The 22124-nt window shown below is 71.8% G+C and carries 18 protein-coding genes and 1 other RNA gene; 13 read left to right on the top strand and 6 right to left on the bottom strand.

What is annotated here, in order from left to right:
* The first annotated feature begins 7 nt into the window (after positions 1-7).
* From ACX9I7_RS00095 to ACX9I7_RS00085, 3 genes are read left to right on the top strand one after another with little or no spacing between them, the layout of a single operon-like run.
* Entirely contained in the window at positions 8-847 is an 840-nt protein-coding gene (locus ACX9I7_RS00095; protein WP_189451897.1) for a Nif3-like dinuclear metal center hexameric protein, read from the top strand.
* Positions 848-861: 14 nt separating this feature from the next.
* A complete protein-coding gene (locus ACX9I7_RS00090) occupies positions 862-1605 on the top strand; it encodes a zinc ribbon domain-containing protein (protein ID WP_387574715.1) in 744 nt (247 codons plus the stop codon).
* A 7-nt stretch (positions 1606-1612) separates the two neighbouring features.
* A complete protein-coding gene (locus ACX9I7_RS00085) occupies positions 1613-2785 on the top strand; it encodes a bifunctional RNase H/acid phosphatase (RefSeq protein WP_387574603.1) in 1173 nt (390 codons plus the stop codon).
* A gap of 474 nt (positions 2786-3259) precedes the next feature.
* Here the strand turns inward: ACX9I7_RS00085 and ACX9I7_RS00080 are convergent, their stop codons facing one another.
* Positions 3260-3607, bottom strand: coding sequence for a hypothetical protein (locus ACX9I7_RS00080; RefSeq protein ID WP_459386080.1), 348 nt, complete (start codon positions 3605-3607; stop codon positions 3260-3262).
* A 110-nt stretch (positions 3608-3717) separates the two neighbouring features.
* Between ACX9I7_RS00080 and ACX9I7_RS00075 the strand changes: the two genes are divergently transcribed.
* Both ACX9I7_RS00075 and ACX9I7_RS00070 read left to right on the top strand, forming a co-directional pair.
* The gene (locus ACX9I7_RS00075) at positions 3718-4656 is read left to right on the top strand and encodes a helix-turn-helix domain-containing protein (RefSeq protein WP_459386079.1); all 939 of its coding nucleotides are present in this window, start codon (positions 3718-3720) and stop codon (positions 4654-4656) included.
* On the top strand, positions 4607-4741 hold the full coding sequence (locus ACX9I7_RS00070; RefSeq protein ID WP_387574713.1) for a DUF397 domain-containing protein: 135 nt from the start codon (positions 4607-4609) through the stop codon (positions 4739-4741). Before ACX9I7_RS00075 ends, ACX9I7_RS00070 begins: the two co-directional genes overlap by 50 nt.
* Here the strand turns inward: ACX9I7_RS00070 and ACX9I7_RS00065 are convergent.
* Together ACX9I7_RS00065 and yaaA are read right to left on the bottom strand one after the other, a co-directional pair.
* The gene (locus tag ACX9I7_RS00065) at positions 4738-5379 is read right to left on the bottom strand and encodes a bifunctional 4-hydroxy-2-oxoglutarate aldolase/2-dehydro-3-deoxy-phosphogluconate aldolase (RefSeq protein WP_387574597.1); all 642 of its coding nucleotides are present in this window, start codon (positions 5377-5379) and stop codon (positions 4738-4740) included. The genes ACX9I7_RS00070 and ACX9I7_RS00065 overlap by 4 nt on opposite strands.
* Positions 5380-5435: 56 nt before the next feature.
* Positions 5436-6236 carry a peroxide stress protein YaaA gene (yaaA, locus tag ACX9I7_RS00060; protein ID WP_459386078.1) on the bottom strand — a complete coding sequence of 267 codons (801 nt, stop codon included), beginning with the start codon at positions 6234-6236 and terminating at the stop codon, positions 5436-5438.
* A 123-nt stretch (positions 6237-6359) separates the two neighbouring features.
* Here yaaA and rnpB point away from each other — a divergent pair.
* The 4 genes from rnpB to ACX9I7_RS00040 all read left to right on the top strand — a co-directional run bounded on the left by rnpB (position 6360) and on the right by ACX9I7_RS00040 (position 10423).
* Positions 6360-6769: RNase P RNA component class A (rnpB, locus tag ACX9I7_RS00055), an RNA gene on the top strand.
* 58 nt (positions 6770-6827) lie between these two features.
* Complete coding sequence (locus ACX9I7_RS00050) at positions 6828-7208, top strand: hypothetical protein (RefSeq protein WP_358626079.1); 381 nt, start codon at positions 6828-6830, stop codon at positions 7206-7208.
* Positions 7205-7456, top strand: coding sequence for a hypothetical protein (locus ACX9I7_RS00045; RefSeq protein WP_358626081.1), 252 nt, complete (start codon positions 7205-7207; stop codon positions 7454-7456). The genes ACX9I7_RS00050 and ACX9I7_RS00045 overlap by 4 nt, the downstream gene beginning before the upstream one ends.
* 234 nt (positions 7457-7690) lie before the next feature.
* Positions 7691-10423, top strand: coding sequence for a M4 family metallopeptidase (locus ACX9I7_RS00040; RefSeq protein WP_459386077.1), 2733 nt, complete (start codon positions 7691-7693; stop codon positions 10421-10423).
* A gap of 34 nt (positions 10424-10457) precedes the next feature.
* Here the strand turns inward: ACX9I7_RS00040 and ACX9I7_RS00035 are convergent, their stop codons facing one another.
* Complete coding sequence (locus ACX9I7_RS00035; RefSeq protein WP_387574589.1) at positions 10458-11528, bottom strand: hypothetical protein; 1071 nt, start codon at positions 11526-11528, stop codon at positions 10458-10460.
* A gap of 153 nt (positions 11529-11681) precedes the next feature.
* Here ACX9I7_RS00035 and ACX9I7_RS00030 point away from each other — a divergent pair, with 153 nt between their 5' ends.
* The gene (locus ACX9I7_RS00030) at positions 11682-12233 is read left to right on the top strand and encodes a superoxide dismutase family protein (protein WP_459386076.1); all 552 of its coding nucleotides are present in this window, start codon (positions 11682-11684) and stop codon (positions 12231-12233) included.
* A gap of 22 nt (positions 12234-12255) precedes the next feature.
* Here the strand turns inward: ACX9I7_RS00030 and ACX9I7_RS00025 are convergent, their stop codons facing one another.
* Entirely contained in the window at positions 12256-13938 is a 1683-nt protein-coding gene (locus ACX9I7_RS00025) for a stealth family protein (protein ID WP_459386385.1), read from the bottom strand.
* Positions 13939-14595: 657 nt separating this feature from the next.
* Between ACX9I7_RS00025 and ACX9I7_RS00020 the strand changes: the two genes are divergently transcribed.
* The 3 genes from ACX9I7_RS00020 to ACX9I7_RS00010 are packed head-to-tail and all read left to right on the top strand — an operon-like array spanning position 14596 to position 20649.
* Complete coding sequence (locus tag ACX9I7_RS00020) at positions 14596-15666, top strand: hypothetical protein (protein ID WP_387574584.1); 1071 nt, start codon at positions 14596-14598, stop codon at positions 15664-15666.
* 46 nt (positions 15667-15712) lie between these two features.
* Entirely contained in the window at positions 15713-18589 is a 2877-nt protein-coding gene (locus ACX9I7_RS00015) for a stealth conserved region 3 domain-containing protein (RefSeq protein WP_387574581.1), read from the top strand.
* Between the two features lie 11 nt (positions 18590-18600).
* Entirely contained in the window at positions 18601-20649 is a 2049-nt protein-coding gene (locus tag ACX9I7_RS00010; RefSeq protein ID WP_459386075.1) for a PIG-L family deacetylase, read from the top strand.
* 71 nt (positions 20650-20720) lie between these two features.
* Here ACX9I7_RS00010 and ACX9I7_RS00005 read toward each other — a convergent pair.
* On the bottom strand, positions 20721-22124 hold a 1404-nt coding region (locus ACX9I7_RS00005; protein WP_459386074.1), incomplete at its 5' end, for a trypsin-like serine protease.

Below are 22124 nucleotides of genomic sequence, written 5' to 3'. Positions count from 1 at the left end.
TTCCTCCGTGCCCGTACTGTCTGAAGTCATCTCCGCCCTCGAAGCCCTCTGGCCCCCGGAGCGCGCTGAGCAGTGGGACGCCGTCGGTACGGTCTGCGGCGACCCCGACGCCGAGATCACCCGGGTCCTGTTCGCCGTCGACCCCGTCCAGGAAGTCGTCGACGAGGCCGTGGAGCTCGGCGCCGACCTGATCGTCGCCCACCACCCGCTCTATCTGCGCGGTACGACGACGGTCTCGGCCGGCACCTTCAAGGGCCGCGCCGTGCACACCCTGATCAAGAACGACATCGCGCTGCACGTCGCGCACACCAACGCCGACCGCGCCGACCCCGGCGTCTCCGACGCCCTCGCCGGCGCCCTCGACCTGCGCGTCGTCGCCCCCCTCGTGCCCGACCCCAGTGACCCCGCCGGCCGCCGGGGCCTCGGCCGGATCTGCGAGCTCGACCCGCCGCTGACCCTGGCCGCCTTCGCCGAGCGCGCCGCCAAGCGGCTGCCCGCCACCGCCCAGGGCATCCGCGCCGCCGGCGACCCCGAGCAGCTCATCCGCACGGTCGCCGTCTGCGGCGGCTCCGGCGACTCCCTCTTCGAGGACGTACGGGCCGCCCGCGTCGACGCCTACGTCACCGCCGACCTGCGCCACCACCCGGCGTCCGACGCCCGGGCCGAGAGCCCGCTGGCGCTCGTGGACGCCGCCCACTGGGCCACCGAATGGCCCTGGACCGAGCAGGCCGCCGCCCAGCTCGACGAGATCTCCGACCGCCACGGCTGGGGCCTGCGCACCCATGTCTCCCGTACGGTCACCGACCCCTGGACCGCCCACGCGGCGTCGTCCTCCCATCACCAGTAATCAGGAGCCCCCAAATCAACGCCGCGCCCGCCGACCAGATCCGCCTCCTCGACCTCCAGGCCCTGGACGTCCGTCTCACCCAGCTCGCCCACAAGCGCAAGAGCCTCCCCGAGCACGCCGAGATCGTCTCCCTCGAGGGCGACCTCGCCCAGCACCGCGACCTCCTCGTCGCCGCGCAGACCGAGGAGAGCGACTGCGCCCGCGAGCAGGCCAAGGCCGAGCAGGACGTCGACCAGGTCCGCCAGCGCGCCGCCCGCGACCAGCAGCGCCTGGACTCCGGCGCCGGCATGTCCCCCAAGGACCTGGAGAAGCTCCAGCACGAGATCGCCTCCCTCGCCAAGCGCCAGGGCGACCTGGAGGACGTCGTCCTCGAGGTCATGGAGCGCCGCGAGGCCGCCGCCGAGCGGGCCACCGAGCTGACCGGCCGCGTCGCCTCCGTCCAGGCCAAGGTCGACGACGCCGTCGCCCGCCGCGACGCCGCCACCGCGACGATCGACGCCGAGGTCGCCACCGTCACCAAGGAGCGCGAGGTCGTCGCCGGCTCCATCCCGGCCGACCTGATCAAGCTCTACGACCGGCTGCGGGAGAAGCAGGGCGGCGTCGGCGCCGCCCGCCTCTACCAGCGCCGCTGCGAGGGCTGCCAGCTGGAGCTCGACATCACCGAGCTCAACGAGGTCCGCAAGGCCGCCAAGGACGCGGTCGTCCGCTGCGAGAACTGCAGCCGCATCCTGGTCCGCACGTCCGACTCGGGCCTGTAAGCCGGCCATGCCCAACCGCTTCATCGTCGAGGCCGACGGCGGCTCCCGGGGCAACCCGGGCCCCGCCGGCTACGGCGCGGTCGTCCTCGACGCCGTCACCGGCGAGGCGCTCGCCGAGGCCGCCGAGTACATCGGCACGGCCACCAACAACGTCGCCGAGTACAAGGGCCTGATCGCCGGCCTGGAGGCCGCCCACGCCCTCGACCCCGACGCCGAGGTCCAGGTCCGCATGGACTCCAAGCTCGTCGTCGAGCAGATGTCCGGCCGCTGGAAGATCAAGCACCCCGACATGAAGCCGCTCGCCGCCCGGGCCCAGCGGGCCTTCCCGGCGGGCCGGGTCTCCTACCAGTGGATCCCGCGCGAGAAGAACAAGCACGCGGACCGGCTGGCCAACGAGGCCATGGACGCGGGCAAGGCGGGCCGGCAGTGGGAGCCCGGCCTCTCGTCGGCGGACCGGGGCACGACCGGTGTCGCCGCGGCCCTGGAGATCCCCGCCGCCGAACCCCTCGCCGAGCCCAAGGCCGCCCCCGTCGGCTGGGCCGCCCCCGCCGACCTCGGCGCGCCCACCACGTTCGTCCTGCTCCGCCACGGCGAGACCGCCCTCACCCCGGAGAAGCGTTTCTCCGGCAGCGGCGGCAGCGACCCGGAGCTGTCCCCCGCCGGCCGCCGCCAGGCCGAGGCGGCCGCCGCCGCGCTCGCCGCGCGCGGCACCATCCAGGCGATCGTCACCTCGCCGATGCGCCGGTGCCGGGAGACGGCGGAAGCCATCGCCGGCCGGCTCGGCCTGGACGTCCGCGTCGAGGAGGGCCTCCGCGAGGCCGACTTCGGCAGCTGGGAGGGTCTGACGTTCACCGAGGTCCGCGAACGCTTCCCCGAGGACCTCGACGCCTGGCTCGCCTCGACCAAGGCCGCCCCCACGGGCGGCGGCGAGAGCTTCGCGACGGTCGCCCGCCGCGTCTCCCTCTCCCGCGACAAGCTCATCGCCCGCTACGCGGGCCGCACGGTGCTGCTGGTCACCCACGTGACACCGATCAAGACCCTCGTCCGGCTGGCGCTGGGCGCCCCGCCGGAGTCGCTGTTCCGCATGGAACTCTCGGCGGCGTCGCTCTCGGCGGTGGCGTACTACGCGGACGGCAACGCGTCGCTGCGCCTGCTGAACGAGACGTCGCACCTGCGGTGAGCATCTCGAAACGGTGAAAGGGCGGGACCGGGGCCTCAACCCCCACCCGCCCTTCGCCACCGTTCACGGCGAGGTCAGGGTCGAAGCGACCCGATCACAATCGGGGCACTCCCACCGATCCGGCGCCCCCATACGCGGCGGAGTCATGTCGACATCGCACTCCGGGCACCGCATGGTGATCGGCTCCACGTGCCCGCACGTCCCGCACACCCACAGCGGCCCCTCGGAGTCGTGCTGCCGCCAGGCCGTCCGCAGACACCGGGAACACCCGGTCGTGACGATCCCGGCCCCGCGACTTATCACCGGGGGCTCGGGCGTCGTGTCGGCGTACTCGATGATCTGCGCCCGGAGCCGGTCATCGGTCGTATTGGCCATCCGGAGCAGATGTGCGACTCGCGAGCGTGCTTCGTCAACGAAATCGTTCATGGCGGCAGCAGGTTAGCGCGCCACCGGTCATGTGCAGTCCAGATGTTGTCAGTGAACCGCTCGTTGGTGTCTTCCCATGGCCACGGCCGCGGCGGCCGCGGTGGTCATGTCCTTGTCCCTGATCGCCTGCGCGCGCCGCCGTTTGATCGCCGCGCACTCGGCACAACGGTTGTTGAGCAGCCGCCGCAGCCCGGCGACGATCTCCTGCGCCACGTCCACGCGGAGCGGCGGGAACTGCACATATGCGCTGCCGTTCGCGGGTTCGCCCGCGGTGATGTGCAGGGCCCACCCGTGATCGCGGCAGACGCGCTGCAACTCGCCCGCCGTCTGCGCGGAGAGCCGGCGCAGGTCGGCGTCGGAGGGGGGTGGGGAGGTGGAGTAGGTGAGAGGAACCATCGGTTTCCTTGATTTCGGCCGTTGAATCACGCCCATGTGGGTGACCAACTACTTGTTGTAGGGACAGAGTTGCGGATGGCTGCCTACGCTCTCAACGTTTTGCACGTGCCATGGGCAATCTGGAACAGGGGGAGGACAGTGCGATGCGGCAAGGAGCCACGACGGCGGCGGTGTTCGGCGAGGTGCTCCGTCACCACCGGGAGGTGGCGGGGCTGACGCAGGAGGGCCTGGCGGTCAAGATCCCGTGCGATCGGTCGCTGGTCGCGAGGGTGGAGACGGGGACGCGGGTTCCGCAGCGGCGGTTCGTGCTGGCGTGTGATCGGGAGCTGGGCACGGGGGAGATGTTCGCCAAGCTCTGGCGGAAGATCGACTGGTATCCGGCGGTCAGCCATCCGGACTGGTTCAAACGCCGGGTGGAGATGGAGGAGAAGGCGGTCGCACTTCGCGAGTACCAGATCGACGTGGTGCCGGGCCTGCTGCAGACCGAGGAATATGCGCGAGCGCTGCTCTCGCAATTCTCCTCGGGGCGCGAACTGGACGAACGGGTGACGGCCCGAATGAGTCGACAGCAGCGCTTCCTGGAGACCGATGGCCCGCTTCTGGTCGTGGTCCTGGACGAGAGTGTTGTTCGCAACGTCGTCGGGAACGCGACGGTGATGCGCGACCAGTGCGCACAGCTGCTGCTCGCGGGCGAGCGGACGAACATGGGGGTCCAGGTAGTGCCCTTCAGCGCACAGCTGGCCAGGCCAAAGGGCTCAATGTCGCTGATCAGTCTGCCCGACGGGCAGGACTGGGTGTACTCGGAATCCTTGGAAGCGGGCCATTTCATCAACGATCCGGCGATTATCGCGCGCTACACCAAGCTCTACGATGTGCTCAGGGCTGACTGCCTCTCAGGCCCCGACTCCGCCGCCTTGATCAGAGATGCAATGGAAGGGTACGAGCGCAATGGCAATGTGGCGCAAAAGCAGCTACAGCGGCAACGACGCAGGCAACTGCATAGAAATAGCCCCCGGTATCCCCGACTTCGTCCCCGTAAGGGACAGTAAGTTCGCTCCCCAGGGCCCTGCCCTGGTCTTCCGGGCCGCCGCGTGGACGGCCTTCGTCAACGGGCTGAAGCGGGGCGCCTTCTAGGCGCCCGCGCCCGCCCCCCGCAGGGCCGCCGCCTGCGCGGCGAGTTCCTTCACCCGCCCCCAGTCATGGGTGCGCACCGCGTCCGCGGGCAGCATCCACGTACCGCCGACGCATCCCACGTTCGGCAGCGCGAGGTACTCGCGGGCCGACTCCGGCCCGATCCCGCCCGTAGGGCAGAAGCGGGCTGTCGGCAGGGGCGCGGACAGCGACCGCAAATAGTTCACGCCGCCCGCCGCTTCCGCCGGGAAGAACTTCATCTCGCGCACCCCGCGCTCCAGCAGCGCCAGCACCTCCGACGCGGTGGCGACGCCCGGCAGGAAGGGGACGCCCATCGCTCGTAGGGCGTCCAGCAGCCGGTCCGTCCAACCGGGGCTGACCAGGAAGCGGGCCCCGGCCTCGACGGCGGCTTCGGCCTGCGCGGGGCGCAGGACCGTGCCGGCGCCGACGATCGCCTCCGGTACCTCAGCGGAAATCGCACGAATCGCGTCGAGCGCGGTGTGGGTTCGCAGGGTGACCTCGATGACCGGGAGTCCCCCGGCCACCAGCGCCCGCGCGAGCGGTATCGCGTCGGCGGCGTCGTGGAGGACGACGACGGGGATGACGGGCGCGAGATCAAGGAGATCGGTCACGCCCGTCATCCTGCCGAGCGGAGCCGTTCATCACAACGGACGTTGCATCATGTGCAACGGTCCCGTCAGAGCTCGGTCACGATGACATCCAGAGCCTGCGGCTTTCCGCGCTTCACGGGGGCGTCGTCGCCCTCCACGACGTAGCCGAGCTCCCGCAGGGCGGTCGCGAGGTCGGCCGGGGTGGCGGGGTCGAGCCCGGCGGTCAGCAGCTCGCGGACGAGCCGTCCCTTCGTGGCCTTGTTGAAGTGGCTGACGACCGTCCGCTTCTCCACGCCGCCGACGGTCTTGGAGTGCAGCACGCGAACCGTGGCGGTCCGCTCGGCGAGCTCGCCCTTGGGCTTCCAGGCGGTGGCGTAGGCGGCGGAGCGCAGGTCGAGGACGAGGCCGTCGCCGGCGGCCTCGGGCAGGACGTCGGCCATGGGGGCGCGCCAGTAGGCGCCGAGGGCACCGAGGCCGGGGAGCTTGACGCCCATGGAGCAGCGGTAGGAGGGGATGGGGTCGGTGATCCGGACCGCGCCCCAGAGGCCGGAGAAGACGAGCAGGGAGCGCTCGGCGGCGCGGCGGGCGGGGGCGGTGAGGGTGGCGAGGCCGAGGGCGTCGTAGAGGACGCCGGTGTAGATCTCGCCGGCGGGGCGGGTGCCGGACGTCCGCAGGGCGGCGTTCTTGGCGATCTCGCCGCGGAGGCCGGGGCTGAGGCCGAGGATGTCGGCGGCCTTGTCCTGGTCGCCGGTGCAGAGGTCGACGAGCTCGGCCAGCACGGTCTCGCGGGCGGCCGTGAGGCCGGGGAGCGAGAGCTTCCCGGTGTCCAGCGCGGGCCCGGTGCCGCCCGTGGCCTTGCCCTCGGACGGCGGCAGCAGCACGAGCACGGTCGATCTCCTTGGGTGAGCGTCTGGGGTGTCCGTGTCGCACCCTAACGCGGTGGAACGCGTGGTGATCGCCCCGGAGTGAACGGGCCTGGTGGCGGGCCGGTAGCATGGGGGCACGGCGGACGAGCCGGCCGGGCGGCCGCGTGGGACCTTTCGGGGTCTCCCGAGGAACGTCCGGGCTCCATACGGCAGGGTGGTGGGTAACGCCCACCCGGGGTGACCCGCGGGACAGTGCCACAGAAAACAGACCGCCGGGGATCTTCGGATTCCCGGTAAGGGTGAAACGGTGGTGTAAGAGACCACCAGCGCCTGGGGTGACCCAGGCGGCTAGGTAAACCCCACCCGGAGCAAGGTCAAGAGGGGCGGTCGCTTCACGGCGACGGCCCTGCGCGGACGATCGAGGGCTGCCCGCCCGAGTCCGCGGGTAGACCGCACGAGCCTGTCGGCAACGGCAGGCCTAGATGGATGGCCGCCGCCGCGGCGCCCGCAAGGGACCGCGCGCACAGAACCCGGCGTACAGGCCGACTCGTCCGCCCCTCCCCCGTATTCTGGGCTGCCTCTGGTGAGCTTGGGGCGTCCGAGGAGGAGAGCATGACCGCACAGCCCGAGCATGGTCCGCAGGACGGTTCGCCGCGTGACCGGGCGCTGATCCCGCGCCCGGAACGCAGCCCCGAAGCCGTCCGCGCGGCTCTGGCTCGCGTCGCTCCGCACCGCCTGGGTGAGATGGAGAGACACAAGGAGGACGCCCTCGCCGCCGCCTTGCGGGACGGGAAGATCGGCCACCTTCAGCACTGGCTCGCCTGGTGGGCCGCCCAGGTCGAGATCGAGCGTCGCCCCGATCTCAGCCTTCGGCACCACAACGCCCTCGATGCCATCCACAGCTCCACCAGCAAGGACGATGCGGCCTTCCGCAGAGGTATGAACGAACTCCTCGCGGTCAGGGAAGAGGCGAGGCGAGCGGTCTCGGCATGAGCTGGCGGTGGGAATACGACCCTAGCGAGGAACACGTCATCGGCGGGGCTCCGCCCGCCTTCGTCGCGGAGGTCGAGAAGAAGGCCGATGAAGTCGTCAGAGCGGCTGCGGCGTTCTACGTCGACGGCGTCGGATATCAAGGGATGAGCCCGGCGGGGGAATGCGTCGACGTCCCCGGTGGGTTCTTCGTCTGCATCGCCATTCCTCGGCACGAATGCGTCTATATCCACCAGGTGAGCTATCTCTGACACGAGGGCCGAAAAGCCACCCAACCCCGCGCACGCCCCGTTGTGCGACCCACCCCCCACCGGTTGCATATGCGCCGACCGAAGACATTCCGGTTCCGGTACGTACGAGGGGGAATCGTGCGCACATCCAGAGCGCGTTCAGGTAGAGGATCGGGCAGAAGACAGGCCGCCGCGAGGAGCGGCATAGCAGGGGCGGCCGCGCTGATCGGCGCGGCCGCCCTTGTCGTGTCGGCGGTGCCCGCCCAGGCCGTCGCCGCGCCGCCCACCCCGGGGCCCGCCGAGGTGGTGCCGGGGAAGGGGACCTCCACGCCCTCCCTGGTGGGCGGCATCCGCGAGGACGCCGGGGCGGCCGGCAGCGCCGCCGACGCGGCGAAGCGGCACCTCGCGGGGAAGAAGGACCGTTACCGCATCGACCGCCCCGACCGTGACCTCGCGCTCGTCCGGGCCGTCACGAGCGGCGCGGGCGAAACCGTACGGCTCCAGCAGAAGCACCACGGTGTCGACGTTCTCGGCGGGCAATACGTCGTCCGCATGCAGCGTCAGAACGGCAAACGTGTCGTGACCGGCACGTCCGGCAAGTACTTCACAGCGCTCACCACCCCCACCACCCCCGACATAAGCGAGGAACTCGCTGTCGAGCGTGCCGTCGACGCCACGCTCGCCCAGCTCGGCCGCGACGGCTTCGCCGTCGACACCGGCGACGAGGGCGACGCGCCACCCCTCAGCGGCACCGCGCGCGGCCTGGTCGTGCTGCCCAAGGGGCCCGGGGTGCTCACCCACCACGTGACCGTCCGCGGCACCGACCCCGCCACCGGGCAGCCCGTGCTGCGCGAGGTGTACATCGACGCCCAGGCCGGATATCCCGTCCTGCAGTACAGCGGTATCAAGACATTCGGGACTGCCGGAGGCGGCAGTTCCGCGTCCGGAACCAAGGCGGCCGCCTCCGGGGCGCGGTCCCTCGCCGACGGCTCCGCCGTCAAGGGCTCCGGCGTCAAGTTCGACGGGACGACCGTCGAGCTCGACCTCACCCACGACGCCTCCGACAACCAGTACGTCATGCGCGACGACGCCCGCATGCGCGACGGCAGCAAGGCATCCATCTCGACCTGGGACGCCCGCAAGAAGAGCGTCGACGAGGTGTCGAAGCAATGGCCCGCCGACGTCCTGGAGTTCAGGTCGGCGAACCCCGCCTTCGGCAAGGAGGCCACCGAGGCCGGGGCCGTCGACGCGCACTGGGCGGCCGGGAAGGTCTACGACTACTACAAGTCCGTGCACGGCCGGGACAGCCTCGACGGCCGGGGCATGGCCATCGACTCCATGGTCGGCGTCACCTTGTACGGAGGGCCGTACGTCAACGCCTTCTGGGACGGCGCCAAGATGGTGTACGGCGGCGGTGACCAGGAGTACCGCCCGTTCTCCGCGAGCCTGGACGTCGTCGGGCACGAGATGACGCACGGCGTCGTCGAGAACAGCGCCGACCTCGTCTACGCGGGCCAGTCCGGCGCCCTCAACGAGGCGATCGCCGACTACTTCGGCAACGCCATCGACACCGACGCGCACGGTGTCGCCATGGACAGCCCCGAATCCGGCCTGCTGGGCGAGGGGCTGTGTCGGACGAAGTCGCCGCGCGCCTGCGCCACCCGGGACATGAACGACGGGAGGACGACCTCCAAGGGCTTCCTCGGCGTCGACTTCGCCACGGACAACGGCGGCGTCCACCTCAACTCCACGATCTTCTCCGGCGCGTTGTGGGACATCCGCAAGGACCTGAACCGCACCCTCGCCGACAGGATCGTCTACCGGGCGCTCACCGAGTACATGACCCCGCTGGACGGCTTCACCGAGGGCCGTGACGCCGTGATCGCCGCCGCCAAGGACCTCAAGGTCCCGGCGAAGGACCTGAACGCCGTCACGCGCGCGTTCAACGGCCACGGCATCGTTCCCGACTGGGAGCTGGCCATCGGCGTGGACACCGACCGGCTGCTGGGCCGGCTCAACACCGTGGACTCGCGCGTCGGCGCGGGCGGCGGCTGGTGGGTCGCCTCGAAGTCGAACGAGAGCGGCAGCGAGCCCTACTCGATCTGGGCCGGCCGCGCGGACGGCACCGGTGAGAAGCAGCTGATCAGCCCCAACGACGGCCGCTACCACGTCAACCCGGTCACCGACGGGAAGACCGTGGTCTGGCAGGCACGCGGGCCCCGTGGCTACGACCTGCTGTCACGGCCGCTGGCGGGCGGTCCCGTCAAGACGCTGACGCACAGCCGGTACGGGTTCCACCAGCAGGCGAAGGTGGACGGCGACGTCGTCGTCTTCGTCCAGCTCTTCCGGCGCGGCGTCTCGCAGCTGGGCTACCTGCGCAAGGGCGACAAGGAGCCGACCTGGGTCGACGACGCCGTCGGGCGCCGCGACGCGATCGGCCAGCACTCCCTGAAGAACGGCAAGATCGCCTACGGCACGCGCGTCTTCAAGGGTCGCGGGAAGTACGAGTACTCCACCAAGGTCCTGGACCTCGCGTCCGGGAAGACGACCGTGATGCCGCAGCTCGGCACGCCCCTGGGCGTCGGCCAGACCGCCCTCACGAGCCGTTACGTCTTCTGGACGGTGGACGAGGTCGCCGACCAGGGCCAGCGGGCCGTCCGCCGCGCGAACCTCGACGGCACGGGCGTGGTGGACATCAGCAAGGAGCAGGGAGCGGACGCCCTGTACCCGGAGGGGCTGACGGCCTCCGAGGACGCGGTGACCGTCTCGTCCAGGACGCCCGGCACGCCGGGGTCCCGCAGCAACGAGACCCTGCCCAAGCTCTGGCAGTTCTCCACCGACGGCTCGCGCCGCGCCCGGATGTCCTGCAACCGCGGTGAGCAGGGCCTGCCCGCCGCGCTCTCCGGCACGCAGGTGGTGTGGACCGACTCCTCCACCGGCTACGCCGACCTCGTCACCCGCACCCGGCCGGCGGGCAACTGCGGCTGACGGCAGTAGTTCTCAAACGCTTCAGAACAGCGCTTCACGCCGCCTCCTGCGGCTCGCACCCCGCGCCCGCGTGCGGCCCGCAGGAGGCGTTCATCACCGCCAGGCCCTGGTCGTCGACGAACTTGGTGAACACCTGCTGGGCGTAGCCGAAGATCAGGGCCCAGGCGATGATCTGCCCGGACGAGTCCAGGGCGCTGAGGCCGGGGACGAAGTCGCCGCGCATCAGCAGCAGGCCCAGGACGGCGGTCAGCGCCCCCATCGGCAGCTTCAGCAGCGCCAGCGCCACCGGCACGTTGTAGGGGGCGGACGTGCCCCGGATGTGGCGCAGGGAGAGCGCGGCGGCCACCGACGCCGCCACGGTCCCGGTCATCTCGACCACGGGGTAGTCCCACTTCGACGCGGCCCGGCCGAACGCCTCGTCGAGGTCCTTCACGTCGGACGGCGGCTCCATGCCCGTCGGGCAGACGATGCCGATCCCCTCCGGCCGGAAGCACAGCGGCACCACGTCCGGCGCCCAGACGCCGAGCAGGGCGACCGCGAACGCCATCACCGCCAGTCCCAGGCTGACGATCACCACGATGCGGGCGAAGCCGAACGCGCGGAGCTTCTCGCGCTGCAGGGCCTGCTGGGCGGTGACGACCGCGCCGACGAGGGCCGCGCGCCGGTCGGAGGTCAGCGGGGTTTCGCAGATCTCCCGGGCGATCTCCTCGGCCCGCTTCCTGCGCTCGTCGGTGACCGGCAGCTGTTCCCGGACGAGGGCCACCAGGCCGGGGATCAGCGCCTGGACGTCGGCCAGCGGGGCCATGCGCAGCATCAGGCCGTACGCCGCGTCGATGTGGACGTTCGCGACGGCGAGGTGCTTGTTCGGCCGGTGGCCGGGGTGGGAGCCGTGGCAGAGGGCGTCCTCCGCCGCCTGGAGCTCCGCGAACGCCTCATCGGCCAGGGCCGGGGCCGCGGCCCGCACCTCGATGTCGGCGTCCGCGAGCGCCCTGTCCTTCGCGATGCGGACGCGCGCCCGGAGTTCACCGATGCGCGAGCGGGCCCCTTCGCGGAGCTCCCACGCGCCCTTCTCGAAGCGGCGCTGATGGTGTCGGTTCCCGGCCATAGCGGTGAATATCGCCCATCGCGGTGGACGGGGTCGACGCGATGCGGCCGGGTTAACCCCATTGGTCCATCGGGGCCGCGCGCTCTTCGCGGTACGCGGCTAGCGTGAACGGGGATCCACCCTGCCGAGTACCGCGCCTGAAAGGGGCGGAACATGTCCTTCCTTGTCCCAGCCGTCGCCGCTGCCCTTGCCGTCACCGCGCCCCTGAGCGGGACCCCGGGGCACGGCCCGAACGTCCACGGGCAGTTCGAGGCCGCCGGCAGCGGTAACCACCGGGCGGTGACGTTCGACAAGAAGGCGGTGCCCGAGAAGAGCCGGGTCGCCGTGGTGGAGCGGACGGTGAAGGACGGGACGTGGATCGTGCTGAGGGTGCGGGGGATCCAGGCCGGCCGGGTGTACGGGGCGCACGTCCATCAGAAGCCGTGCGGCAACGCGCCCGACGACTCCGGGGCGCACTACCAGAACGTCAAGGACCCCAAGTCCCCGTCGGTGGACCCGAAATACGCCAACCCGCAGAACGAGGCGTGGCTGGACTTCACCACCGACAAGCGCGGGAACGGCCGCTCGACCGCCACCGTGAAGTGGCGCTTCCGCGCCGGCGAGGCCCGTTCCGTCGTCATCCACGAGCACGCCACCGAGACCGCGCCCGGCAAGGCGGGGACGGCCGGGGCACGGCTCGCCTGTGTGAACGTGCCGTTCACATAGACGCGTCACACGGACGAAGCCGTCAGGAGCGCTTCTCGTACGGGCTCGGCACCGGGAAGTAGCCCTCCAGGAACGGGGCTATCAGCGCGTCCGTGCGCGCCAGGTCCTCGGCCGTGGACACCGTGTCGTTGATGCAGAACACGTCCAGGTCGCGGTTGGCCAGCAGGCGGTTGAGGCGGCGCGAGGTGTTCTGGTGCGCCAGGTCCACGTACACGTAGCGGAGGTCGGACGGTATCGCCCGGGCCTGGTGGTACGCGTAGTAGTGGTGGAGCGAGGAGGCCAGCGAGAGGTCATCGGGGCTGCGGAAGCGCGCGGCGGCGGTGGCCGCGTGGGCCTCGGCGTAGCGCTCCTCCAGCTCGGTGAGGACGGCGCGGCTCAGCGCGTGGGGCACGTGCCGCATCTTCTGGGTGAAGGTGGTGGAGAAGCCCTCCTCCACCAGCGCCCGGTTGTTCTTCGCGGCCGCCGCCACCGGCGGGTCCTCGGGGCGGTGCTCGCCGAGGGGGACCAGCGCGGGGGAGGGGAAGAACTTCGTGAGGCCGTTGGAGAGGAAGAACGTCTGCGGGGTCAGCGGGTTGCCGAGGAAGACGTCGTCGTTGAAGTAGAGGAAGTGCTCCGAGAGGCCCTCGATGTGGTGCAGCTGGCTCTCGATGGCGTGGGAGTTGAACGTCGGCAGGACGTCCGGGTCGGAGAAGATCTCCTTGTGGCTCACCACGCGGATCCCCGGGTGGGAGGTGTCCAGCCAGGACGGCGTCTGGTCGTCGGTGACCAGGAAGACGTTGCGCACCCACGGCGCGTACTGGTGGAGCGAGCGCAGCGAGTACTTCAGCTCGTCGCGGCTGATGTAGCGGGCGTCGTTCGCCGCCTCCTCGTGGAGCTCCTCGACGGAAGCGCCGGCGCCCTGCGCCTTGGCGCGGCGCGCGGCCCAGGCGGGGTCGCTGCCGTCCACCCAGGTGTAGACGACGTCGATGGGGAAGGTGATGTCCTGCGGCAGCCGGATCGTGAACTGCGGGCGGGTGCGGACCGTGGTCCGCCCGGGGCGCGACGCGTACCCCAGCGAGCCGGTGAACAGCTCGACGGGGGCGTCCACCGACGCGTCGGCCTCGTCCGCCGGGACCTCCTCGACCACGCCGTTGCGGCGCGGCGCGACGAGCAGCGGCCCGTGCGGGCCGTCCTCACGCGTCCAGAACTGGATGTCGCAGCCGTGCTCCTGCCCCAGGACCAGCGAGCCGTCGCCGGTGGTGCGGAACCAGGTCACACGCGTGGCCGGGCTCTTCTCCACCTGGCGCCAGGTGCCCTCGACGAAGCCGGGAAGCGCCTGACCAGGGGTGTTCTCCCGGTTCACCGGGGCGACGTAACCGGGTATTCGGGCGCACAGCCGGGCCAGCTGCTGGTGGACCCGGCGGCGGTCGGCGGCGGCGACCGCGACGACCGGGGCGGACTCGGTGGTCGCGGCCCGGACGCAGAAGTAGTCGATCCCGGCCTGCTCCAGCGCGGTGCACACCAGGTCCAGGGCGGCGGCGCGGGAGCCGTGCGGGGTGAGATCCGGGTCGACGAGCGCGATGTGGGCCTTGCCGTCGACGAGGACCACGCGCGGCTGGGCGGCGGCCGCTTCCTCGGACGTACCGGCGAAGCGGCGCTGGAGCCGCTTGCCGCGCAGCTTCTGGCGGCGCTGCTCCAGGTCGAGGGAGTCGGCCATGTGCTGCATCAGGGCACCGCGGGTCTCGACGGAGACCCGCTGGGCGATCGCGCGGCGCGCACTCTCGGGCAGCAGCCGGCGGTAGGCCTTGACCAGGCCGGACTTCTCGGGGTTCGCCCCCCGCTTCACCGGAGCGGGAGCGGAGGCGGCGGCCGGGGCGGTGACGGGCGTGGCGTCGTCCGTGCGCTGGGCCGGGACGGAACCGCCCGTGCCCGCGGCGGCCGGGGTCGAGGTCGAATGGTCGATAGTCAAGATCGCTTCAACCCCTCGGCCGCATCTCGGCGATGCGGCGCAACGCGTAAAACAACCAGTACGTCCAGTGACGACCGGCCCGGAAAAAGACAGAGACTCAAGTAATTACCAGAGCGCTCAACAGCGAGGCAATCGCAGGCCACCGCCCCGCCGCCCCTCCGGAGCCGCCGGAGGGCGCCCGGGGACGACCCGCGCGCACCGCTCCCGACCGTGCCCCTCAAGGGATCCACGCCCGTCGGCCGCGCTTGGTTGCCTCGTCGCCCTGTGGGGTATTTCACCACCCGGTAACGTCCCCGTAGAACCGGGGTGGTAGCGGAATTATCCGATTCCGCCCTCCGGGCCGGGCCCCGCCGACGTTTACTCTGAATGGGTGCACGCTCAGATCATGACCCCCGGCGGCCGCGAGGAGCGCCCGTGACCGCGCCCCGTCACGCCCTGCGCGTGATCAAGAAGTCGGCCCGTATCGCGCTGACCCGCAGCCCTGCCTGGAAGGTCGGCCAGACGGTCCGCCGCCGGGTGAACACCGGGCTGGCGACCGGCCGCGACACCTACGTCGACTCCGTCCTGATGCCCGCCTCCCAGGGCTCCGCGGCCCGCGTCCAGTACGCCGCCGTGCTCGACGGCCACACGCTGAACCTGCACGCGACGCTGCCCGCCGGCACCCTCCCCGAGGGCGACACCGGCACCACGGCCCACCTCGTCCTGCTCAGCGGCGCCACCCGCCTGCGCACCGAGGCCGCGCTGGGCCGCGAGGAGAACGGCGAGATCTCCGTGACCGCCACCGCCCTCCTCGGCGACACCCTCGGTGGCGTCCCCGTCACCCCCGGCCGCTGGCACCTCTCCCTGGAGCTGGAGCCCGCCCGGCACGAGGGCCGCGCCGCCCTGCGGCTGCGCCTCCTCGGCGACGGCGCCCCCAGCTACACCGGACCCACCCGCGCCCTGGCCACCTGCGCCGTCACGGGCCGCCGCCACCGGCTCGGCATCACCCCCGCCGGCCAGCTGCGGCTGACCGTCGCCCCGGCCCGGGCCCGCGCCGAGGTGCTGCGCGTCGAGCGCTCCTTCAGCGGCGTCGGCGTCCTCTTCGCGATCTACGGCTCCGGCACGGCCGTCGCCGACGGGGAACGCCCCGTCGTCGAGGTCGCCGAGCTCGACCGCAAGCACGCCCTCGACCGCCGGCCCGCCGAGCCGCTGCCCGGCGACCCCGGCGCCTGGCGGCTGACCGTGCCCCTCGCCCAGCTGCTCGACACCTCCCGCCGGCAGACCCTGACCCTGCGCCTGCCCCGCGGCGCCCGCGGCGCCAAGCCGCTGGAGATCGGCCGCCGCGAGCACGACCTGCGCTCCCCGCGCCAGGTCGTCACCCCGCCCAAGTTCACCGTACGGGCCGAGGACGGCACCTTCGTCCAGGTCAAGCCCCAGTACACCCGCCGCGGCGCGCTCCAGCTCGTCTGCACCCCGCGCACCCCCGTCGCAGGCTCCCACCAGTGACGCCGGGAAACCGCCACCGGACCGCCGCACACCACGAAGGCCGCACGTGAAAATCACCTTTCTGCTGACCTCCGCCGACACGATGGGCGGGACCGAACGCGCCACCATGACCCTCGCCGAGCTGCTGGCACGGCAGCACGACGTGGAGATCCTCAGCGTCTTCCGCACGGAGGACGAGGCGTTCTTCGACAGCGGTGCCGTGCGCGTCCGCCACCTCGTCGACGCCCGCGGCGACGCCCAGCGCCCCGTGCGGAGCGACGCGGCCTCCGGCTCCGACATGGCCGCCGCCCACCGGCGCCTGGCCGCCACCCCCAGCGAGCTGGTCCGCCCCGAGTGGGAGGCCGCCTTCAACCGCCTGGCCGACCTCGAGCTCGCCGAGGCCCTCAGCACCATCGACACGGACGTGCTGGTCTCCACCACCCCGGCCCTGATGGCGTACATGGCCCAGCTCGCCCCCCGCCGGGTGCTCACCGTCCACCTCGACCACCGCGTCTCCGAGCTGCGCGGCGTCACCGGCGAGCCCCTGCGGATGTACACCTCGCACATCGACGCCCTCGTCTCCCTCACCAGCCGCACCCGCGACTGGTTCGCCGAGACCCTCGGCGCCTGCGCCCCCCGCCTGGCCACCATCGGCAACTCCCTGCCCGACGGCTTCCGCCCCCGCTCCACCCTGGAGACCCGCACCGTCGTCCTCGGCGCCCGCCTGGCCGGCGAGAAGCAGGTCGAGCACGCCATCCGCTCCTTCGCCACCGCCGCCGCCGACCGCCCCCGCTGGACGCTGCGCGTCCTCGGCGGCGGCCCGCGCATGCGCGCGCTGAAGAACCTCGCCGCCCACCTCGGCGTCGCCGACCAGGTCCAGCTCGTGGGCTCCACCGCCAACATGGCCGAGGAGTGGGCCAAGGCGTCCATCGCCATGCTCACCTCCCGCGTCGAGGCCTTCGGCCTCGTCCTCGTCGAGGCCCAGGCCGCCGGCGTGCCCGTCGTCGCCTACGACTGCCCCAACGGCCCCGGCGAGATCCTCACCGACGGCCGCGACGGCCTCCTCGTGCCGCTCGGCGAGGAGGGCGAGCTCGCCGACGCCCTCGCCCGGCTCATGGACGACGACGACCTCCGCCGCGAGATGGGCGCGGAGGCGCATCGGAACTCCGCCCGCTTCACCGGCGGCCAGGTCACCCAGGAGTGGAACCGCCTCCTGGAGGAGCTCGCCCGGGACCGCGACGGCGGAGACCGCGACGCAGCCAAGGCCCGCCGCCGCGCCCTCCAGGCCGCCGCCGACGCCGAGGGCGGCATCGCCGGCGCGGCCGTCCCCAAGGGCGTCGACCGGCCGTTCTCCGACGTGGCCCACAAGGCCCAGGAAGTACGCGTCGAAGCCGCGCGCCCCGACGTCAAGCGGGCCGGCGGCCAGATCTGCCTCGTCAAGGAGAACACCACCCCCTTCGAGGTGATGCAGGACAACCTCGACCTCGCCGTCGACGTCCTCGACGCGCTCGGCCTCGCCTACGCGCTCACCCCCACCGCCATGCTGCGGCACACCATCACCGTCGACGGCGCCAACCGTGACGCCTTCGTCGCCGACTTCGCCGAGCGCTACCGCGACGAGCCCGTCTACGCCGGCCTGCTCAACGACCGCGGCTCGGTGCTCCGCACCGTCCTCGCTTCCTTCCTCACCCCCGACGTCATCCCCGCCAACTGCAGCCGCATCCGCGTCTTCCGCCCCGTCCTCACCGGCGGCGGCCAGCTGCGCGTCAGCGGCGTCTACGGCTGCGACGTCGTCTTCTGGCAGGACACCGAGGACGACGAGACCACCGTCACCGTCCCCGGCAACACCCGCTACGGCGCCACCCTGCCCCGCACCGAGCTGGAGCGGCCCGCCGTCACCCGCATCGGGGAGCGCGACTACCGCACCCTCGACGCCTTCGCCAGGACCTTCGTCGACGAGGTCGACTTCCCCATCGACGTCGTCTACACCTGGGTCGACGGCACCGACCCCGAGTGGCTGGCCCGCAAGGAGCGCACCCAGGCCGAGCACGGCATCCTCGCCGCCGAGTCCGCCGGCAGCTCCGCCCGCTTCCGCAGCCGCGACGAGCTCCGCTACTCCCTGCGCTCCCTCGACCTCCACGCCCCCTGGGTGCGCACCATCTACCTGCTCACCGACGACCAGACCCCCGACTGGCTCGACACCGACCACCCCCGGGTGCGCGTCGTCAGCCACCGCGAGGCCTTCGGCGACACCGGCAAGCTGCCCTCCTTCAACTCCCACGCCATCGAGAGCCGCATCCACCGCATCGAGGGCATCTCCGAGCACATCCTCTACTTCAACGACGACGTCTTCCTCGGCCGCCCGATGAAGCCCGAGTCCTTCTTCCACGGGTCGGGCGCGGCCAAGTGCTTCATGTCGCCCACCGCGATCCCGGCCGGCGACCCCTCGCTCGACACCGACCTCGTCTTCGCCGCGGCCAAGAACAACCGCGCCCTGATCGAGAAGGAGTTCGGCAAGACCGTCGCCAACACCTTCCTCCACACCCCCCACCCGCTGCGCCGCAGCACCCTGGAGGAGATGGAGGAGCGCTTCGCCGAGGAGATCGGGCTCACCGCGTCCGCGCAGTTCCGCGCCCGCACCGACCTCGCGATCGCCTCGTCGCTGCACCACTGGTACGGGCTCTTCACCGGCCGCAGCATGCCCGGAGCCATCAGCTCCGCGTTCGTGAACGTCGGCCTGCGCGAGCACCACGTCCGGCTGCACCGCATCCTGGCGACCCGTTCCCACGACGTGTTCTGCATCAACGACTACCACGACGGCGACGTCCCCGAGGACGAGCAGGCCGACGCGCTCGCCGTGTTCCTCGAGAGCTACTTCCCCGTCGCCTCGCAGTTCGAGAAGGGCTCCGAGCGCAACCGTCGCCTTGTCCACGGTGGTGAGTGAGGACTATGGAAATGCGTGCCTTCCGCCGTAGAACGGTCCTGACCGGGCTGCTCGCCCTGGCCGTGGCCGGCTGCTCGACCGGTACGCCGCACTCGTCCTCCACCGCCCAGGGGGACGTCGCGGCCGACCGGTCGAACGGCGCGGTCACCACGCTCCAGATCGTCGCCCACCCGGACGACGACCTGTACTTCATGAACCCCGACGTCAACCAGTCGATCGGCGGTCAGCACCGCGTCGTCAGCGTCTACTTCACCAGCGGCGAGGCCAACGGCATCAACAAGGTGCCCGGTTCGAAGGACCAGCCGCGCAAGGACTTCGCCGGTTACGCGGGCGCCCGCCAGCAGGGCCTGCGCCAGGCGTACGCCTTCATGGCCACGGGCAACGCCCACGCCGAGTGGAAGCGCGGCACCCTGGAACTGCCGGGCGGCCTCAAGGCCGAGACCGACAGCCTGGCCGACAACCCGGCCGTGACCCTGGTCTTCCTCGGCGTCGCCCAGCACACCCAGGACCGGCCGGGCCAGCCCGACGTCCGCGTCCCCACCCTGTGGTCGAACCCCAAGGCCAAGAGCGAGAACCGGCTCGCCACCGGCTCCACCGTCACCGAGGCCCGCCCGCTCACCAAGGCCCAGGTCACCGACGCCCTCACCGGCGTGCTCGACCGGTTCAAGCCCACGCTCGTCCGCACCATGGACCTCGACCCCGACATGCAGGTCCACGACGAGGCCAACCGGCTCCACCACGACCAGCGCGGCTACTCCGACCACCCCGACCACACGGCCGTCGCCCAGTTCACCTACGCCGCCCTCCAGCACTACAAGGGCCCGGGCAACGGACGGCACTACGTCGTCGCCGCCTACCGCGGCTACTACAACGAGCGCTGGCCGCGGAATCTGCCCGTCTCCGTGGTGCGCCGCAAGGCCGACGTCCTCAACGTCTACGGCGGCGAGCCCGGTTCCTGCGGCTTCGCCGCGGGCTGCGGCGACTACGACGTCGGCAAGGACCGCTCGTACGGCACGGGCTGGATGCAGCGCACCAGCCCCCGCTACCCCGGCAACGCCACCTGGATGCTGCCCGGCCCCGACGGCCGCCTCACCGCTTTCGGCGTCCTCGACCAGCAGGCCGCCATGTGGCAGGAGACCGCCCCGGGCAGCGGCACCTGGGACGGCCCCAAGTTCCTCGGCGGCGGCCAGCTGCTGCCCACGCTCACGGCGAGCCTCACCAAGGACGGCCGCTGGCAGCTCTTCGCCGAGCGTATCGCCGGCCTCGGCGTGAAGCCCGAGGAGAACCGCCGGGAGATCGTCACGGTCGAACAGCGCGACAAGGGCGGCGCGTTCGGCTCCTGGACCTCGCTCGGCAACCCCGAGCAGGACCCGGCCCGCGGCCGCCGCGTCGGCGCCCCCGTCGTCGCCCGCAACGCCGACGGCTCCCTCCAGCTCTTCGCCCGCAACTGGGCCAAGGGCGTCGCCACCCGCCAGCAGCAGCCCGACGGCTCCTGGTCCCCGTGGACCGACCTGCCGGAGGCGGAGGTCCAGGAGGGCCTGACCGCGATCACCGACGCCAAGGGCCGCATCCACCTCTTCGGCGCGGGCCACGACACGGTCAGCCACTGGGAGCAGCAGACCCCCGGCGGCCCCTTCTCCCTCGACCGCTCCAACCTCCCCGCCTCGGTCGACCCGCCGGCCGCCCTCGCCAAGCGCGACGGTTCGGTGCAACTGGTCTTCCGCGAGGCCAAGTCCACCAACATCGTCGCCTACCGCCTCCCGCCGGGCGGCGGCACCTGGCAGCGCGAGAACGTCGACCTGGCGGGACGAGGCTTCGGCGCCCTGAGCCTCCTGGCCGCCCCGTCGGGCGACGGCACGCTGATCGCGGCCCGCAACAACGACGGCTCCACCAGCCTCGCCACGATCGGCGTCGGCGGCAACCGTGCCCCGCGCTGGTCCACGGTCCCGGGCGCGGTGGTGGGCACGGCGGCCCTGGCCACGAGCTCCGGCTCCGGCGACAAACCGCTGCTGGGCTGGCTCGGCCCGGACGGAAAGCTGCACAGCGCGCGGGTGAAGTAAACACGTGCGAAGGGGTCGGCCCCCACCTCTACGAGGTGGGGGCCGACCCCTTTCACATTCAGGTCCGGTTGTCAGGCACCGAGCCAGAAGACACGACCGTCGGCGAGGGTGCCCTTGCCGTCACCGGCGTACCAGCGCAGGTTGCCGCGGCCCCAGCGGGTGAAGAGGTCGCCCTTGCCGTCGCCGTCGAAGTCGCCGCCGAGGACGTACTGCATGGTGTCCCAGGACGCGTCGCGCCACATGTCGCGACCGTTCTCGAACGAGCCCGTGCCGTTGCCCGCGTAGAAGTGCAGCCGGCCGTTGGCGGCCACCGCGGCGATGTCGTCGCGGCCGTCGCCGTTGAAGTCACCGGTGGCGATGTGCTTCTTGGTCCAGGTCTTGTCGCGCCACATCTCCTTCCGGGCACCGTCGGCCAGCGTGCCGTCGGGGGCGGTCGAGTAGGCCATCAGCGTGCCGTCGTCCCACTGGGCGATCAGGCCGTCGCGCTTCCAGCCGTCGCCCTTGTAACGGGCCACGAGCGGGATCTTGCCCCAGGAGGTGTCGTTCCAGGCCTTCTTGCCCGGCGCGAGCTTGCCGCTCTCGGTGCCGGCGTAGAGGGCCATGCTGCCGTCCGCGCCCACGGCGAGGATGTCGGCCATGCCGTCGCCGTTGAAGTCACCGCCGATGATCTTCTTCTTGCCGTCCCAGGTGTTGTCCTTCCACAGGGCGCGGCCGTAACCGAGGGTGCCGTCCGGGCCGGCGTAGAAGGCCAGCAGCGAACCGTCCTTCATGACCGCGGCCACGTCGGTGCGGCCGTCGCCGTTGAAGTCGGCGGTCGTGACGACGTTGGTGAGCTGGTCGGACTTGCCGGTCAGCCGCAGCTGCTGGATCCAGGCGTTGACGTCGTCGACGCGGGCGGAGACGGCGCCGGTCCGGGGCTCGCTGTCGGGGGTGCCGAAGCAACCGCCCTGCCAGGAGGCGCTGTTGACGGCCGCGAGCTCGGGCTTGCCGTCCTTCTCGCGGAAGGCGGGACCGCCGGTGTCACCCTTGCAGAGGGCGGCGTCGGCGGACTTGCCGCCGAGGTCGACGGTGGTGCCGGAAACGGCGCCGACCCCGAAGACGGCGGTGTGCAGCAGGTCGGGAGCCCACTCGTCCTTCGTCCGGCCATAGCCGGTGACGCGCAGCTCGTCACCCGCCTTGGGCTCGTAGCCGGCGACGTTCACCGGGGCGATGCCGGTGACGGGCTTGGCCAGCCGGACCATGACCACGTCACGGTCGCCGCGGGGCGTCAGCTCGACACCCTCGACGGTGACGCCACCGTCACGGCTGAGGTCGGTGCGGCCGACGGTCACCATGGTCTTCATCTTGGGGGCGCCGCCGGTGATGCGGAAGCCCTGGGAGGGGGCGTCGGCGAAGCAGCTGGCGGCGGTGAGCACCCACTGCTCGTCGACGAGCGCGCCGGTGCAGCTGCGCTTGCCGTCGCCGATGTCGAGCTT

The organism is Streptomyces sp. L500, from assembly GCF_054551825.1.
This window is presented reverse-complemented; position numbering and strand designations above follow the sequence as displayed.

Coding starts and splice junctions, on each gene's coding strand:
- ACX9I7_RS00065 (WP_387574597.1), bottom strand. CDS start 5,379: ATGACGGGCGTGACCGATCTCCTTGATCTCGCGCCCGTCATCCCCGTC.
- ACX9I7_RS00030 (WP_459386076.1), top strand. CDS start 11,682: ATGTCCTTCCTTGTCCCAGCCGTCGCCGCTGCCCTTGCCGTCACCGCG.
- ACX9I7_RS00010 (WP_459386075.1), top strand. CDS start 18,601: ATGCGTGCCTTCCGCCGTAGAACGGTCCTGACCGGGCTGCTCGCCCTG.
- ACX9I7_RS00050 (WP_358626079.1), top strand. CDS start 6,828: ATGACCGCACAGCCCGAGCATGGTCCGCAGGACGGTTCGCCGCGTGAC.
- ACX9I7_RS00080 (WP_459386080.1), bottom strand. CDS start 3,607: ATGGTTCCTCTCACCTACTCCACCTCCCCACCCCCCTCCGACGCCGAC.
- ACX9I7_RS00025 (WP_459386385.1), bottom strand. CDS start 13,938: ATGCAGCACATGGCCGACTCCCTCGACCTGGAGCAGCGCCGCCAGAAG.
- ACX9I7_RS00045 (WP_358626081.1), top strand. CDS start 7,205: ATGAGCTGGCGGTGGGAATACGACCCTAGCGAGGAACACGTCATCGGC.
- ACX9I7_RS00085 (WP_387574603.1), top strand. CDS start 1,613: ATGCCCAACCGCTTCATCGTCGAGGCCGACGGCGGCTCCCGGGGCAAC.
- ACX9I7_RS00035 (WP_387574589.1), bottom strand. CDS start 11,528: ATGGCCGGGAACCGACACCATCAGCGCCGCTTCGAGAAGGGCGCGTGG.
- ACX9I7_RS00075 (WP_459386079.1), top strand. CDS start 3,718: ATGGGCAATCTGGAACAGGGGGAGGACAGTGCGATGCGGCAAGGAGCC.